This is a genomic window from Brucella sp. NBRC 12953 (genome assembly GCF_040369775.1).
GTDB lineage: Bacteria > Pseudomonadota > Alphaproteobacteria > Rhizobiales > Rhizobiaceae > Brucella > Brucella pseudogrignonensis.
This window is the reverse complement of the sequence record NZ_BAABSV010000008.1, coordinates 134,887-148,294: the sequence shown is the minus strand read 5'-3', so window position 1 is coordinate 148,294 and position 13,408 is coordinate 134,887. Positions and strand designations below refer to the sequence as shown.

Sequence of the window (13,408 nt, the reverse complement as noted above, 5' to 3'; positions counted from 1 at the left end):
GATCAGATGGCGCGTTCAGCCCTTCTCAATGTAATGGTTCAGGCCGCTATGAAGGCCGGACGTGGCCTTGCGCGCGATTTCGGCGAAGTGCAGAACCTTCAGGTCTCTCTCAAAGGTCCAGGCGATTACGTCAGCCAGGCCGACCGCAAAGCGGAAAAAGTCATCTACACCGAACTGAGCCGCGCCCGCCCGGATTTTGGCTTCCTGATGGAAGAATCGGGTGAGGTTGAATCCAAGGACGGACAGCATCGCTGGCTGATCGATCCACTGGATGGCACCACCAACTTCCTCCATGGTATTCCAGTTTTTGCAGTCTCCATCGCTCTTGAGCGTCAGGGACAGATCGTTGCTGGCGTTATCTACAATCCGGCAATGGACGAACTTTATACCGCTGAACGTGGCGGTGGCGCATTCCTCAATGATCGCCGTCTGCGCGTTGCAGCCCGTAACAAACTCGTCGATTGCGTTATCGGCACCGGGATCCCGCATCTGGGTCGCCCCGGCCACGGCCATTACCTCGTTGAACTGCGCAACGTCATGGGTGAAACCGCCGGCATTCGCCGTATGGGTGCGGTTGCTCTCGATCTCGCTTATGTTGCTGCTGGTCGTCTCGACGGCTTCTGGGAAGACGGTATGCACCCTTGGGATCTCGGCGCAGGCATGTTGATGATCCGCGAAGCCGGTGGCTTTGTATCCGACAAAAAGGGCGGCCAGGACATTTTCGGCACCAAGACCATCGTTGCTGGCAATGAAATCATTCAGAAGGCATTGCTCAAGACGGTCAACAAGCCGATTTAAGAAGCTTCGTAACGCTGTTGATCCGGTTTTATTTGCATCTGGATCAACTTTTGAAGAATCGACGAGAAGGCCGATCCAGTAATGGACCGGCCTTCTCTATTTAATTTAAAGCTTTAGTATCAATAAAGCGATTACCACTGACCGAGAAATTTACCTACAGCCTCAAGTATATTTCCAAGAATATTCCACCAATGCATGGCAGTCCCCTCAAATAAAGTTGAATTTACAATTTAAAATTATCAAATTTCTGAAATATAAAAATAACAATATTTAAAATAATTCATATTAACAATTATAAACAATAAAATCAGCCGATCCTAAAATAGGATATGGCAGCGCGAACAAATAATACCGCTCATTTACGAGTTTATGCTCTGTCGCAGTTCAGGCAATAATCTTCATAAAGCTGTGCAATTTTCTCGTTTCAGGTGATTCCGCTTCGCTAACGAATGAAGTAGGATTCTGTCCGAACACCCGACCATGGAGCAGGACGCATGAGCGATTTGAGACTTTCACGGGAACGCCTTGACGATGCACGGGACTATGATCCTTACCGCCTGAGCAGCCCGAGAATTGTCATTCTCTCCATGGTAATCTTTCTCATCATCGTCGCATTTCTGGCGGCAGTCCTGATGCGGCAGATCCATACATTCTTCGTCACCAATCCGGGTCTTAACGGCCTGATCTTCGGCGTGCTGCTCGTCGGCATCCTGCTTGCCTTCGGGCAGGTGCTGCGGCTGCTTCCGGAAATCCGCTGGGTCAATTCGTTCCGCGATGGCGAACGCGACGGCACCACCCGCCCGCCCGTGCTCCTTGCACCCATGCGAGCCTTGATCGGTCGCAGACAGTCGATGGCACTAACAACCACATCGACCCGATCCATACTCGATTCGATTGCCACGCGCCTTGATGAAAGCCGCGATATTTCGCGCTATCTCATCGGCCTTCTGGTCTTTCTCGGCCTGCTTGGCACCTTCTGGGGCTTGCTTGAAACGGTTGGCTCCATCGGACAGACCATCCAGTCGCTCGATCCAAGCTCGGGCAGCACAACAGATGTGCTCGATTCGCTCAAAGCAGGGCTTCAGGCACCACTTTCGGGCATGGGCACGGCTTTCTCCTCCTCGCTGTTTGGTCTTTCGGGATCGCTGATTCTCGGCTTCCTCGATCTTCAGGCTGGCCGCGCGCAAAACCGCTTCTATACCGAGCTTGAAAACTGGCTTTCCTCGGTCACAGACCTCGGCTCCGATCTCAGCACCGACGAAAGTCTCAATGGCGTCCGCAACCTCGCTGAGCGCGTACAAAACCTGCAAGGCGGTGACGCATCGAGCCAGCGCACATCAGCTGCTCTCGCCAACCTCGCCGAAGGCATTCAGGGGCTGGTTAAGAGTATGCGCAGCGAACAGCAGATGATGCGCGACTGGGTCGAGAAACAGGCAGATGAGCAGAAAGCCATCCGCGAAACGCTCGACCGTCTGAACAAGGCGATTGGCGCAAAATCCTCTGGCGAACGTCCGAACGACCGCACACGGCCGGAGTAAGCACCATGGCTCTAGCCCGCAACCGCCGCCCGCAGCGTCATGTCGATTACTGGCCCGGCTTCGTCGATGCACTGACGACACTGCTGCTCGCCATTATGTTTCTGCTCACAGTCTTCGTGCTGGGGCAGTTTCTGCTGAGCCGCGATGTCGACACCAAAGACAGCGCTCTGGCACGTCTCAACAGCCAGATACAGGAACTCACACAGCTTCTATCGCTTGAGAAAAGCAATTCGCAGGACATGCAGGACACGATTGCCAATCTGCAAGCCTCGTTGTCAGGAGCGGAGAGCGAACGCTCGCGCTTGCAAGCCCTTCTCAATGAAGGCAGCGGCGCGGGTGCTGCCGCCGAAAAACGCGCAGGTGAACTGAGCCAGAGCCTTGATGCCGAAAAGCAGGTCAGTGCGCAGGCGCTCTCGCAGGTCGAATTGCTGAACCAGCAGATTTCAGCGCTGCGCCGCCAGATTGCAGCTCTTGAAGATGCGCTCAATGCCTCCGAATCGCGTGATCGCGAATCGAATGCCAAGATCGCTGACCTCGGTCGTCGTCTTAATGTGGCGCTCGCACAGCGGGTGCAGGAACTCAACCGCTACCGTTCCGACTTCTTTGGCCGCCTGCGTGCGATCCTGTCCGACAAGGAAAATATCCGCATTGTCGGCGACCGTTTCGTGTTCCAGTCGGAAGTTCTTTTCCCAACGGGCTCTTCCGATCTCAATCCTGCCGGTCAGGAAGAGATGAAGAAACTCGCTGATGCGGTCATCACGCTCAATCAGGAAATTCCGGATGACATCAACTGGGTTCTGCGGGTAGATGGACATACCGACAATGTGCCGCTGGCAGGCACGGGTCGCTTCCGCGACAACTGGGAGCTTTCATCAGCACGCGCAACGGCAGTGGTCAAATATCTGATCGCCAATGGCGTACCAGCCAACCGTTTGGTTGCAGCAGGTTTTGGCGAGTATCAGCCGCTCGATAGTTCCGATGCACCCGATGCCCGCGCAAGAAATCGCCGCATCGAGCTGAAGCTGACAGAGAGATAAACTAAAATTATAGCATTTCCGAGCCAAAAGTGCGAAGCGGTTTTGCGTCAGATAATGCGTAAAAACAAGCAGTTACAGCGGTTCCAACGATTCTTTCTTAACTGGAACCGCTGTAAGGGGCCCATGAGCCCCCATTTTTATTTACCGAAAACGCCTGCGCCCGCTTCAAATTGCAGCTTGGCGAGGCGGGCATAAATGCCGCCCTTCTCAACCAGCGTCTGATGCGTACCCTCTTCAACAATCTGGCCCTTGTCGAGAACCAGAATGCGGTCGGCTTTCAGAACCGTTGCCAAGCGATGCGCCACAACGAGCGTTGTGCGATTATCCATCAGGCTATCAAGCGCCTTTTGCACCAGCATTTCACTTTCTGCATCAAGCGCCGAGGTGGCTTCATCCAGCAGCAGAACGGGTGCCGCACGCAGGATCGCACGCGCAATGGCAATGCGCTGGCGCTGACCGCCTGAAAGCGTAACGCCGCGTTCGCCGACTTCGGTGTTATAGCCCTTGTCCAGCGCCATAATGAAGTCATGCGCGAGTGCTGCCCTTGCTGCAGCCTCGATTTCAGCATCGCTTGCACCGGGTTTACCGAAGCCGATGTTCTCGCGAATGCTGGTGGCAAAGATCGCAACATCCTGCGGCACTACGGCAATGCGTTCACGCACCTTGGCAGGGTCGGCTTCAGGCAAGGCCACACCATCCATCAGCACACGACCGGATTGCGGATCGTAATAGCGCATCACCAGCGAGAAAATCGTGGTTTTGCCGGCACCGGACGGGCCGACAATCGCAACCGTCTCACCGGGCTTTACAGTGAAGCTGACACCATTCAGCGACGGTGCGTCCGGGCGCGTTGGATAGGAGAAATGCACCTGATCGAAGCTGATCTCGCCACGCGGCGGTTGTGGCAAGACAATGGGATTTACCGGGGCGGAAATGCCAGGATTTTCATCGAGAATTTCTGCAAGCCGTTCGGTGGCACCCGCGGCCTGCGCAAGTTCACCACCCACTTCAGAAAGCGCGCCAAAAGCGCTGGCTGCAAAGACTGCATAAAGAACGAACTGGCCCAGCGTTCCTGCCGTCATTGTGCCAGAAAGCACATCACGCGAGCCGAACCAGAGCACGGCAACCACGCTGGAGAAGATCAGGAAAATCGCAAAGCCTGTCAGAATGGCGCGTGCTTTGATGGAGGAACGTGCCGCCTGATAGGCCTTCTCGACGGCATTGGCAAAACGCCCCACCACCATATTTTCGTTGGTGAAGGCCTGCAGCGTGCGCATCGCCCCGATCTGCTCACTGGCATAGGCATTGGCATGTGCCAGCATATCCTGCGTCATGCGTGAGCGACGACGCACAGAACGACCAAAAGCGATCAACGGAATCACGATCAGCGGAATAGCCGCAATCACAAGTGCGGAAAGCTTGGGGCTGGTGACAACCATCATGATGAGCGCGCCAATACCCAGAATCACATTGCGCAGCGCTACAGAGGCCGTAGCCCCTACAACCGACTTGATCTGCGTGGTATCGACCGAAAGACGCGAGACGATCTCGCCCGACTGCGACCGATCAAAGAATTCCGGCGACAGGCTGGTCACATGGGAAAAGACAGCATTGCGCAGATCTGCCACCACGCGCTCGCCCAGCGATATGACGAAGAAATAGCGCAGGCCCGATGCGAGCGCCAGAACCAGCGCCAGCGCCACCAGCATACCGAAATAGTTATTGACGAAGACCGCATTGGCGCCGGTGAAGCCATGATCGATCATACGGCGTACGGCAACCGGGACAGCAAGAGTCGTCACAGCAGCAAGAACCAGCGAGAACAGCGCTCCAATAACCAGAGGCTTGTAGCGCGAGAGGAAAGGAAGCATCCGCCTCAGTGGCTTCAATGAACGGCGCTTACGCCCTTCCTTAGCACCCTCCCCAGCCCCCTCTTGGGCATTCAATTCTGGATTCATGCGAATTTGACTGTCTCTGCTGGCCATTCTTGAGATTGCGCCCTTGTTATTAGCGTGCGCCTGATGTATAGGCTCGCCAACCCTTTTGGAAGCCGTTGCCGTCGGTAACGGGTCTTCATATCTGCCATTGGGCGAAAGTGCCGCAGTTTTAAACAAGAAACTGGGATTTTCACCCCAGACTTTCAGGATTGAGAAGATGAAAGCCAGCATCCATCCCGACTACCACACCATCAAGGTCGTGATGACCGATGGCACTGAATACATGACCCGCTCGACCTGGGGCAAGGAAGGCGATACGATGAACCTCGATATCGATCCTACCACGCACCCAGCTTGGACCGGTGGTTCGCAGACCCTGCTCGATCGCGGCGGTCGCGTAACGAAGTTCAAGAACCGTTTCGGCAATCTCGGTATCTAATACTGACATTGATGAACTTACGAAAAACCTCGCTTCGGCGGGGTTTTTTGTTGCCTGCCTCTCTGCGCAAAAGGGCGCTATAATCGCGCTCTGCAGCTTGCTTCCCAAAAATGGAAACCAATTTTGGGCAACGACATGCGTAAAAAACAGATAGAGCGGCTCCAACGATTCGGTCTTAACTGGAACCGCTCTAAATGCGAAATGCTCTAATACCAAAACTCCATGAGTATGACTCATGGAGTTTTGGTTAAGCCCGAGTGGCGATTGAACTTTTTCAAGGCGTGATGCGTCAGCATCTTCACGCCTTGGTATAACGGCTGGAGGTCGGCACAATGGAGCGAGCAATGTCTGGCATATTGATCGCCGGGAGTTCGCATGTCGGGAAATCCACATTCGCCGCGCGACTGACAAAAGCCCTCGGGTGGAGCCTGATTTCAACGGATAGTCTTGCCCGGCACCCCGGGCGCCCCTGGCCTACCGTCCGCCCCGCCGTCGCCGAGTTTTATTCAAGCCTTTCACCTGAAACCATTCATTGGTTTCTAAAGGTGCATCATGAAAACATATGGCCTCTCATTCGAGAGAAAATCGAGGGGCACATCCATGATGGGCGACAATTCATCTGCGAAGGATCAGCCTTGCGTCCAGAATATCTGACGACATTGAACACCGCTTCAACCGAATGCGTCTGCCTTTATGCCGACGATGATTTTTTGCTCAGCAGAATGCGCAACGAGGCAGGTTACGATCACGTTGATACCAGCCTTCGGTACATCATCGATAAGTTTATCGAGCGCTCTCTCCGGGACAATTCAGAACTGAAGGCATCTGCGCTAAGCAATCACATAAGACTGGTGAATGCGGCAGATATGGTTGAAGTGAACCAGCCCTACGAGCAGTTACTGCAACAGGCATCCAATAATTCCGAGAAATAAAAAACTCCCGGACAAGCCGGGAGTTTTCGTATTCGGTACTGAAGCCTGAACTTAGGCGCTCAGCTTTTCCATCACTTCGTCGCTGACTTCGAAGTTCGAATAGACGTTCTGAACGTCATCATCGTCTTCAAGAACGTTGAGAAGCTTGAGCACGGAGCGTGCCTTTTCTTCATCGAGTTCCGTGTTGGTCTGTGGCTTCCAGATCGTCTTGATCGATTCGGCTTCACCGAGCGCTGTTTCCAGCGCCTTCGATACTTCACCAATGTCTTCAAAGGCGCAGAGGATCACATGCTCTTCTTCGCCCGACTGAACGTCGTCGGCACCGGCTTCAATAGCCGCTTCCATGACCTTGTCGGCATCGCCAACAGAAATCTTGTAAACGATTTCGCCAACGCGATCGAACATGAAGGCTGCAGAACCGGTTTCACCCAGAGCGCCACCCGACTTGGTGAAAGCTGCACGCACATTGGATGCGGTACGGTTGCGGTTGTCGGTCAGCGCTTCAACGATGACCATCACGCCGCCCGGGCCGCGGCCCTCGTAGCGCACTTCATCGTAGTTTTCACCGTCGTTGCCTGCCGCCTTCTTGATGGCGCGCTCGATGTTATCTTTCGGCATCGACTGCGCCTTGGCGTTCTGGATGGCCAGACGCAGGCGCGGGTTCATCAAGGGGTCAGGCAGACCCTGCTTTGCAGCCACGGTGATTTCTCGACCAAGCTTGGAAAACATTTTCGACCGCACGGCATCCTGACGGCCTTTGCGGTGCATGATATTCTTAAACTGTGAATGGCCAGCCATGGCACCCCTGTTCTGTTCATATGATGCGCACGGAGAAAGCGTCACATAAGAATGGGTCTGGCCGCAGACAGGTCGGCCACCGCGCTTTCCGTGCTGAATGGCCGCGTTATAAGGAATTGAGCCGCATTCGTCCAGCAAAAGCGCGATCACGCAATCACTTGTCGATAAAGTTGACAGGCCTCGACGCGGACCACCAAACAATATTATCTATAAAACCATGAATCAGCGCTCAAATGACACTCCCGGCGAAACCATTGCCGCCCGCATCAGCCGAATTCTCGCCGACCGTATTATTGCGGGCGAGATCGAGCCGGGCATCAAACTCCGTCAGGATCATATCGCCGAAGAGTTCGAAACAAGCCATGTGCCCGTGCGCGAAGCCTTTCGCCGCTTGGAAGCGCAAGGGCTTGTGGTTTCCGAACCCCGTCGCGGTGTGCGCGTTGCGTCCTTCGATATCAGCGAAATCCGCGAAGTGGCGGAAATGCGCGCAGCACTTGAAGTGCTGGCCCTGCGTCATGCAGCGCCCCATATCAGCCGCGCCACGCTGGACGCTGCCGAACAGGCAACCCTCGAAGGCGACAAGTCACGCGATGTGCGAAGCTGGGAAGACGCCAATCGTCGCTTTCATCGATTGATTCTGGAGCCATGCAACATGCCGCGCCTGCTGGCGGCTATTGATGATCTTCATGCAGCAAGCGCGCGCTTTCTGTTTGCCACTTGGCGTTCGGAATGGGAAACCCGCACTGATCACGATCACCGCGCGATTCTGACCGCACTCCGTCAGGACGACATTGAGACGGCAACCACCATCCTTGCACGCCATGTGCAGTGGATCGGCCATCGCCCCGTCAAAACTGCATCAGGCAAGACCCGCGATTCTTTCGCCATCGTCGGCTAAGCAGTCACCCAGACCTTCCAGTTCTTAAGATGACCATGCGAGCTGCCGCACATGCAGCTCGCGCGCCTGCGGCTGCTTTGATTTTAAAGCATTTCCAGCAAAAGTGGGAACCTCCTCCGCAGGGAAATCAGTTCGCCGGACTGATTTCTTTTCCTGCTGCGATGCGTCGGATAATGCGTACAAACAAATAGTTACAGCGGTTCCAACGATTCAGCCTTAACTGGAACCGCTGTAAGCCTCTCCCAATTTTTATATATTTTATCTATTTCTCACTTGCCAAACACCATCAATCCGACGATTTTAAATAGATCGAATCGTAATTTTATCTATAATTTGAGGAAGCCATGGCTTACATCACCCAGAAGCGTGTATCTTTCAGCCCACTTGATCTCGAATCCCGCTCACCAGCCCTACGCATTGCAGCGGTAGCCTTCGGTACGCTGGTACTGGCAATCTCATCGCAGATTGCAGTCCCTATGATACCGGTTCCGATCACACTTCAGACACTCGTTGTGCCGCTGATCGGCGCACTCTATGGTTGGCGACTTGGCTTCATCACCGTGCTTGCCTGGCTGGGCGAAGCCATGATTGGCCTGCCGGTTCTCGCTGGCGGCGCAGGTGGTATCCAGCATTTTGCCGGTCCAACCGCTGGATATCTCGTCTCGTTTCCGATTATCGCAGCACTCACCGGCTATCTCGCGGAACGCGGCTGGAACGGTAAAAACCTGGTGCTTGCTTTTGTATCGTTCGGCGTAGCCAACCTGCTTTGCCTCGCCCTTGGTGCAATTTGGCTTTCAGCGCTGATCGGCGTTGAAAAAGCAGTAACCTTCGGTGTGACGCCATTCCTCATCGGCGCTCTGATCAAGTCGGCACTCGGCGCTGCAATTCTCAAAGCAGCAGCGCGATAAACGATTGATGACAGTTCGCCTGCGCGGTCATCATCTTCTTTGTATGCTGACCTATATCGGCAAGGGCTACAGCCCGGCTTTCGTGGAAAATTACGACGCGATTGCCGGGCATTTGTCGAATGGTGAAGACATCGAGATCGTCGATGGTCCAGACGACATCTGCCAGCCGCTGCTCTGTGAAAGTGATCGCCACTGTTTTAATGCAAGCGTAGCTGTTCGGGACAGATTGGCTATGGAAGCCATATCGAGGCTATTTGACCTGGTGATCTCGGCTGGATCACGATTGTCGCTCGATGCCATGCAGCTTGGCCGGATGCGGGCCGCTTTTGCCGATGGCAGCATCCGCAAAGCGTGCAAATCTTGCGAATGGTCAGAGCTTTGTACCCGCATCGCCGTCAAAGACGATTATGCGGGCGTTCAGATAAATTTATAAAGGCCTATCGCCAGAATGCAGGGATAGTTTCTTCCAGTCGTGCGCCAATGCGCAAAGGAGCAGCCTTTTCAGCAAGGCCGGTACGATCAGAAATCTCGATCCCCACGCCACAAATGGTTGCCGGACCACTGGCAGCCTCAAAGCGACCCTTTGGCACTTTCGACAGGAAGCGGTTCAAAGGCTCTTCCTTGTCCATGCCAAGCGAAGAATCATAGTCGCCGCACATGCCGGCGTCCGACATATAGGCTGTGCCATTGCGCAAAATCTGGCAATCGGCGGTCGGCACATGCGTATGCGTTCCCACGACAGCACTGGCGCGACCATCGACAAAATGGCCAAAGCACTGCTTTTCGCTGGTAGCTTCCGCATGGAAATCGAAGAACACGGCATCTGCCTGCTCGCCAAGCGGGCAAGCTTCGAGAATTTTCTCGGCCGCAATGAACGGGTCATCCAGATCCGGGTGCATGAACACGCGACCCATCACATTGGATACCAGCACGCGGGCACCATTCTTGGCGATGTAAAGCCCCTCGCCCTTGCCTGCCGTTCCTTTCGGAAAATTTGCAGGACGCAGGAAACGGTCTTCGCGCTTGGAGAAATCCAGCGCCTCGCGTTGATCCCATACGTGATTGCCGGTTGTCACCACATCCGCGCCCGCGCGGATTGTGTCGTGAAAAATCTCTTCGGTAATACCAAAGCCGCCAGCGGCGTTCTCGCCGTTGACGATCACGAAATCCAGCTTCAAATCAGAAATCAGCCCCGGCAGCTTTTCATAAACCGCCGTGCGCCCCGACCGGCCCACCATGTCACCAAGAAAAAGTAATCTCATAAATGCGTCTTTATCAGCCCTGATCGAATAAGTGCAAGCCGGTCTCGGTCAGTATCTGGTGAAGAGCAATGTCGTGCGGCTCATTGGGCACATGTGGCACTTCCTGACAATCAAATGCCATGCCGATCAACAGCGGCTCCAGACCTCGCCCGGCAAAGCGCGCCAGCGCCCGATCATAATGACCGGCACCATAACCCAGACGATGACCGCGCTTGTCGAAACCGGCAAGCGGCATAAACAGGATGGCAGGATCAACCAGCGGTGCGGTCTTGTCCGGCCCCATCGTGCCGAACCCCGTCTGAACCAGCTCCGCATCCGGTAGAAATTCACGAAATGCGATTGTTTCCTTATCGAGAACCACCGGCAGGCATAGACGCGCACCCTTGTCGCGCATCGCTGACAAAAGCGGACGTGGATCAATCTCCGAGCGGATCGGCCAATAGCCTGCGACCATCGTTTCCTTTGGAATCAATATCGCGGTTTCAGCCTTTTTTGCTGCAGCCAGTGACGCCTCGAACCGAAAGCGCGGATCAAGTGCATCGCGACGCGAAAGCACCTCTCGCCTCAATGCCTGCTTGTCATCGCCTCGCGGCTGTCCATTGTCATTCATCAAACGCCTCCACCAATTGCTGCTAGTGGACCCGGAATGGCGGCATCCGTCAAGAAGCAGCTGCAATCCGTTGCGAACGATCACGAATGACTTTCAGCACAACGCCATGGAAATCATTCAGGAAAACCTTGCCCCACAGATCGCAGTAGAAATTGATCGGCGTTGCAATCCGGTAGCGTGTGGTGAGCGTGAGACGTGTATGACCATTTGGCTGCGCTTCGAGGTGATAATCACCATTCGTGAGCTTCAGGTAAGAGCTATCCACATTGATATGGGCTTCGACAGCCGCGGGGATGGAATCGGTGCCAAACCGAAAATCCCAGGCCAGCAGCCGGTTTTCTTCCCAGCGTGTCACAATCTCCTGAAATTTGACGCCGCGTGTCCATTCAAGCTGGCGCACAGCGCCGACACCCTCGCCCTCAAGGCGTGCATCGACGGGCTGTGGCACACCGACAATCCCGTGACTGAATGTCCATGACAGTTCATCCGGACGAACATGGCGGATTTCTGTGGTCTGCTGCCAGACGACTTCAGGCGAGGCTGCAATATCAATGACGGTCGTAACCGCTCCTTCATGCGGCTCATATTGCAGCAGCGGTTCAAACGGATAAAACATCAATGGCAGTGCGATCACCAGCATTGTGGAGCGTGGCGTGCGGAAGCGGCGGATCAGCGAAAGCGTCAGCCAGGAGCCCACTGCGGAGAAAACGCCGAAAAACGGCGCAGCCATGATCACGCAGATGCCGCCCTCTCGGAACAAAGCCATGCTCACAACAATGAGACCGCCGATAATCATCCAGCTCATTCTCACATGGCGCCAGAGCCCCTTTTCGGCGCGCGGGTCGCTTAGGCTCGAAGCAAGGCTCGATATCGCCATCGGCAAAAGCATAAGCCCCGCGATAAACGGCATCCATTCCCGTGCCGAGTTCACCCAGATAAGGACATAGAGCGTAAGCCCGTAAGCCACAGCCACTGGAACTGCGACACGTAAACGTTCGGAAAAGCCAGGAGAATTTGGGGGAGAGGATGTCATTTAAAACGCACATATCTTTGAAGGATAAGGCGTTTTAGAACATTTTTATCTTAAATAACAAATAGCTTTGCTTACTTTATAGCAAGAGCTTGAAAAGTGGCGACCACGACGACCGATGGTAGTGTTTGATCCCGGGAACCTACAACGTAGGTGGGCGCCATATGCGAAAGCCCACAGGCCTTCACAGGGACAGCTCCCTTAGAGATCAATAAGGCCCCGGGGATGCTGTTACACCTGTCGGGAAGCGCAGTACGCCGAGAACCTATATAGGCGCAGTCAGACCTTAGCGCCAGAGGCGTCAGCCCGAGATACAGAAATCTTTTCGTAGATCAGACAGCGCCCGGACGGGGAGCGATACGCTTTGCAATCTGCTCAATGCGTTCGGCCAAATCAGAAAGCACACCAGTAAGGGCAGCGTCATTCTGATCGGCACTGGTCAGCGCTTCGTCGCGAGAGCGGCGCAGGGTCTCGATCTCGTTTTCATGGCCCTTGATGCGCTTTTGCGTTTCCGCAAGCTCGTCCATCACCATGATACCGGCCATCACTGTGAGGCGCAGATCGCCTATTTCGCCGAAAGATGATTTGAGATGGGTGACATATTGGTCAAAGCGATCGGCAAGCCCGGAAAGATGTTCTTCCTGCCCTTCGTCGCAAGCCATGCGATATGCTTTGCCATCAATGGTAACGGTTACAGTCGCCATAGATCCCTTCTCCTATCGATCCAGCACGGCGCGAATGGTTTCCATCGCCGTCACCAGACGTCGCGAAACTTCGCGGTTTGCGGCTTCAAGCCGCTCGGCACGGGCTTCTGACTGGTCGAGTTCCTGGGCTAGACGGCTGCGGTCAGCATTCATGCGCTGTACCTCTTCCTCGGCTTCGGCGAAATCGCCTTCCTTGTCCAGCCGCAGGTCCACCGCTTGTTCAAGCGTACTGAGTGCCTTTTCCAGCCGTTCGAGGACCTGCCTGAGGGTCGTTTCGGGTGCCATCCATATCCTTTCCAATGCCAGATCACAGACATCGAATCGCGCCTGCCGGACGGGCATCTTTGAAAAGACTGTAATAATCGACCGCCCGATAAGCAACAAATGACGAGCCAGACTGGCCGTTCATGCACCGTTATCAGCGCAAAAAAGGCTTTTCAGTGATTGTCAGCCCACAAATTGCCCGCATTACCCAATCAATCGCAGACTGTTTATTGCCGATAAGCCATCGTTTTGT

General features: G+C 54.6%; 15 protein-coding genes and 1 other RNA gene. 8 read left to right on the top strand and 8 right to left on the bottom strand.

All coding sequences use genetic code 11. The features are described 5' to 3' along the window. The first annotated feature begins 6 nt into the window (after positions 1-6). The 3 genes from ABWV94_RS18705 (at position 7) to ABWV94_RS18695 (ending at position 3,373) form a co-directional block, all read left to right on the top strand. Entirely contained in the window at positions 7-798 is a 792-nt protein-coding gene (locus ABWV94_RS18705) for an inositol monophosphatase family protein (RefSeq protein WP_079212611.1), read from the top strand. A gap of 494 nt (positions 799-1,292) precedes the next feature. Beyond that, entirely contained in the window at positions 1,293-2,336 is a 1,044-nt protein-coding gene (locus ABWV94_RS18700; RefSeq protein ID WP_064321050.1) for a MotA/TolQ/ExbB proton channel family protein, read from the top strand. 5 nt (positions 2,337-2,341) lie between these two features. Continuing rightward, entirely contained in the window at positions 2,342-3,373 is a 1,032-nt protein-coding gene (locus ABWV94_RS18695) for a peptidoglycan -binding protein (RefSeq protein ID WP_007876613.1), read from the top strand. Between the two features lie 137 nt (positions 3,374-3,510). Here ABWV94_RS18695 and ABWV94_RS18690 read toward each other — a convergent pair whose 3' ends face one another. Next, positions 3,511-5,331, bottom strand: a complete 1,821-nt coding sequence (locus ABWV94_RS18690) for an ABC transporter transmembrane domain-containing protein (RefSeq protein ID WP_353414906.1) — start codon at positions 5,329-5,331, stop codon at positions 3,511-3,513. A gap of 196 nt (positions 5,332-5,527) precedes the next feature. Between ABWV94_RS18690 and rpmE the strand changes: the two genes are divergently transcribed. Next, positions 5,528-5,749, top strand: coding sequence for a 50S ribosomal protein L31 (gene rpmE, locus ABWV94_RS18685; RefSeq protein WP_007876617.1), 222 nt, complete (start codon positions 5,528-5,530; stop codon positions 5,747-5,749). Between the two features lie 344 nt (positions 5,750-6,093). Further along, positions 6,094-6,681, top strand: coding sequence for a hypothetical protein (locus tag ABWV94_RS18680; RefSeq protein WP_353414904.1), 588 nt, complete (start codon positions 6,094-6,096; stop codon positions 6,679-6,681). A 51-nt stretch (positions 6,682-6,732) separates the two neighbouring features. On the opposite strand, the gene ABWV94_RS18675 is transcribed toward ABWV94_RS18680, so the two are convergent. Continuing rightward, positions 6,733-7,479 (bottom strand): YebC/PmpR family DNA-binding transcriptional regulator, encoded by a 747-nt coding sequence (locus tag ABWV94_RS18675; RefSeq protein WP_039860161.1) that lies wholly within the window; start codon positions 7,477-7,479, stop codon positions 6,733-6,735. A gap of 217 nt (positions 7,480-7,696) precedes the next feature. Here ABWV94_RS18675 and ABWV94_RS18670 point away from each other — a divergent pair, with 217 nt between their 5' ends. The 3 genes from ABWV94_RS18670 (at position 7,697) to ABWV94_RS18660 (ending at position 9,718) form a co-directional block, all read left to right on the top strand. Continuing rightward, positions 7,697-8,377, top strand: a complete 681-nt coding sequence (locus ABWV94_RS18670) for a GntR family transcriptional regulator (protein ID WP_079212269.1) — start codon at positions 7,697-7,699, stop codon at positions 8,375-8,377. Between the two features lie 344 nt (positions 8,378-8,721). Continuing rightward, a complete protein-coding gene (locus ABWV94_RS18665; RefSeq protein WP_079212270.1) occupies positions 8,722-9,285 on the top strand; it encodes a biotin transporter BioY in 564 nt (187 codons plus the stop codon). Positions 9,286-9,292: 7 nt separating this feature from the next. Beyond that, positions 9,293-9,718 carry a DUF1284 domain-containing protein gene (locus tag ABWV94_RS18660; protein WP_353414902.1) on the top strand — a complete coding sequence of 142 codons (426 nt, stop codon included), beginning with the start codon at positions 9,293-9,295 and terminating at the stop codon, positions 9,716-9,718. A 4-nt stretch (positions 9,719-9,722) separates the two neighbouring features. Here the strand turns inward: ABWV94_RS18660 and ABWV94_RS18655 are convergent, their stop codons facing one another. From ABWV94_RS18655 to ABWV94_RS18630, 6 genes are all read right to left on the bottom strand, one after another. Further along, positions 9,723-10,547 carry a TIGR00282 family metallophosphoesterase gene (locus ABWV94_RS18655; protein WP_007876638.1) on the bottom strand — a complete coding sequence of 275 codons (825 nt, stop codon included), beginning with the start codon at positions 10,545-10,547 and terminating at the stop codon, positions 9,723-9,725. 13 nt (positions 10,548-10,560) lie between these two features. Further along, positions 10,561-11,157, bottom strand: a complete 597-nt coding sequence (locus ABWV94_RS18650) for a 5-formyltetrahydrofolate cyclo-ligase (protein WP_079212272.1) — start codon at positions 11,155-11,157, stop codon at positions 10,561-10,563. Positions 11,158-11,206: 49 nt separating this feature from the next. Beyond that, positions 11,207-12,190, bottom strand: coding sequence for an SRPBCC family protein (locus tag ABWV94_RS18645; protein ID WP_113497826.1), 984 nt, complete (start codon positions 12,188-12,190; stop codon positions 11,207-11,209). 97 nt (positions 12,191-12,287) lie between these two features. Then, positions 12,288-12,446, bottom strand: a non-coding RNA gene (ssrS, locus tag ABWV94_RS18640) — 6S RNA. A 73-nt stretch (positions 12,447-12,519) separates the two neighbouring features. Beyond that, complete coding sequence (locus tag ABWV94_RS18635; protein WP_007876643.1) at positions 12,520-12,891, bottom strand: cell division protein ZapA; 372 nt, start codon at positions 12,889-12,891, stop codon at positions 12,520-12,522. Between the two features lie 12 nt (positions 12,892-12,903). Beyond that, positions 12,904-13,176 (bottom strand): DUF4164 domain-containing protein, encoded by a 273-nt coding sequence (locus tag ABWV94_RS18630; RefSeq protein ID WP_007876644.1) that lies wholly within the window; start codon positions 13,174-13,176, stop codon positions 12,904-12,906. Positions 13,177-13,408 lie beyond the last annotated feature (232 nt).

What these genes read in the sequence shown, in the direction of transcription:
- ABWV94_RS18680 (WP_353414904.1), top strand. Translation starts at nt 6,094, where the DNA reads ATGTCTGGCATATTGATCGCCGGGAGTTCGCATGTCGGGAAATCCACA.
- ABWV94_RS18630 (WP_007876644.1), bottom strand. Translation starts at nt 13,176, where the DNA reads ATGGCACCCGAAACGACCCTCAGGCAGGTCCTCGAACGGCTGGAAAAG.
- ABWV94_RS18700 (WP_064321050.1), top strand. Translation starts at nt 1,293, where the DNA reads ATGAGCGATTTGAGACTTTCACGGGAACGCCTTGACGATGCACGGGAC.
- ABWV94_RS18695 (WP_007876613.1), top strand. Translation starts at nt 2,342, where the DNA reads ATGGCTCTAGCCCGCAACCGCCGCCCGCAGCGTCATGTCGATTACTGG.
- ABWV94_RS18655 (WP_007876638.1), bottom strand. Translation starts at nt 10,547, where the DNA reads ATGAGATTACTTTTTCTTGGTGACATGGTGGGCCGGTCGGGGCGCACG.
- ABWV94_RS18650 (WP_079212272.1), bottom strand. Translation starts at nt 11,157, where the DNA reads ATGAATGACAATGGACAGCCGCGAGGCGATGACAAGCAGGCATTGAGG.
- rpmE (WP_007876617.1), top strand. Translation starts at nt 5,528, where the DNA reads ATGAAAGCCAGCATCCATCCCGACTACCACACCATCAAGGTCGTGATG.
- ABWV94_RS18635 (WP_007876643.1), bottom strand. Translation starts at nt 12,891, where the DNA reads ATGGCGACTGTAACCGTTACCATTGATGGCAAAGCATATCGCATGGCT.
- ABWV94_RS18645 (WP_113497826.1), bottom strand. Translation starts at nt 12,190, where the DNA reads ATGACATCCTCTCCCCCAAATTCTCCTGGCTTTTCCGAACGTTTACGT.
- ABWV94_RS18670 (WP_079212269.1), top strand. Translation starts at nt 7,697, where the DNA reads ATGAATCAGCGCTCAAATGACACTCCCGGCGAAACCATTGCCGCCCGC.
- ABWV94_RS18660 (WP_353414902.1), top strand. Translation starts at nt 9,293, where the DNA reads ATGACAGTTCGCCTGCGCGGTCATCATCTTCTTTGTATGCTGACCTAT.
- ABWV94_RS18665 (WP_079212270.1), top strand. Translation starts at nt 8,722, where the DNA reads ATGGCTTACATCACCCAGAAGCGTGTATCTTTCAGCCCACTTGATCTC.
- ABWV94_RS18675 (WP_039860161.1), bottom strand. Translation starts at nt 7,479, where the DNA reads ATGGCTGGCCATTCACAGTTTAAGAATATCATGCACCGCAAAGGCCGT.
- ABWV94_RS18705 (WP_079212611.1), top strand. Translation starts at nt 7, where the DNA reads ATGGCGCGTTCAGCCCTTCTCAATGTAATGGTTCAGGCCGCTATGAAG.
- ABWV94_RS18690 (WP_353414906.1), bottom strand. Translation starts at nt 5,331, where the DNA reads ATGAATCCAGAATTGAATGCCCAAGAGGGGGCTGGGGAGGGTGCTAAG.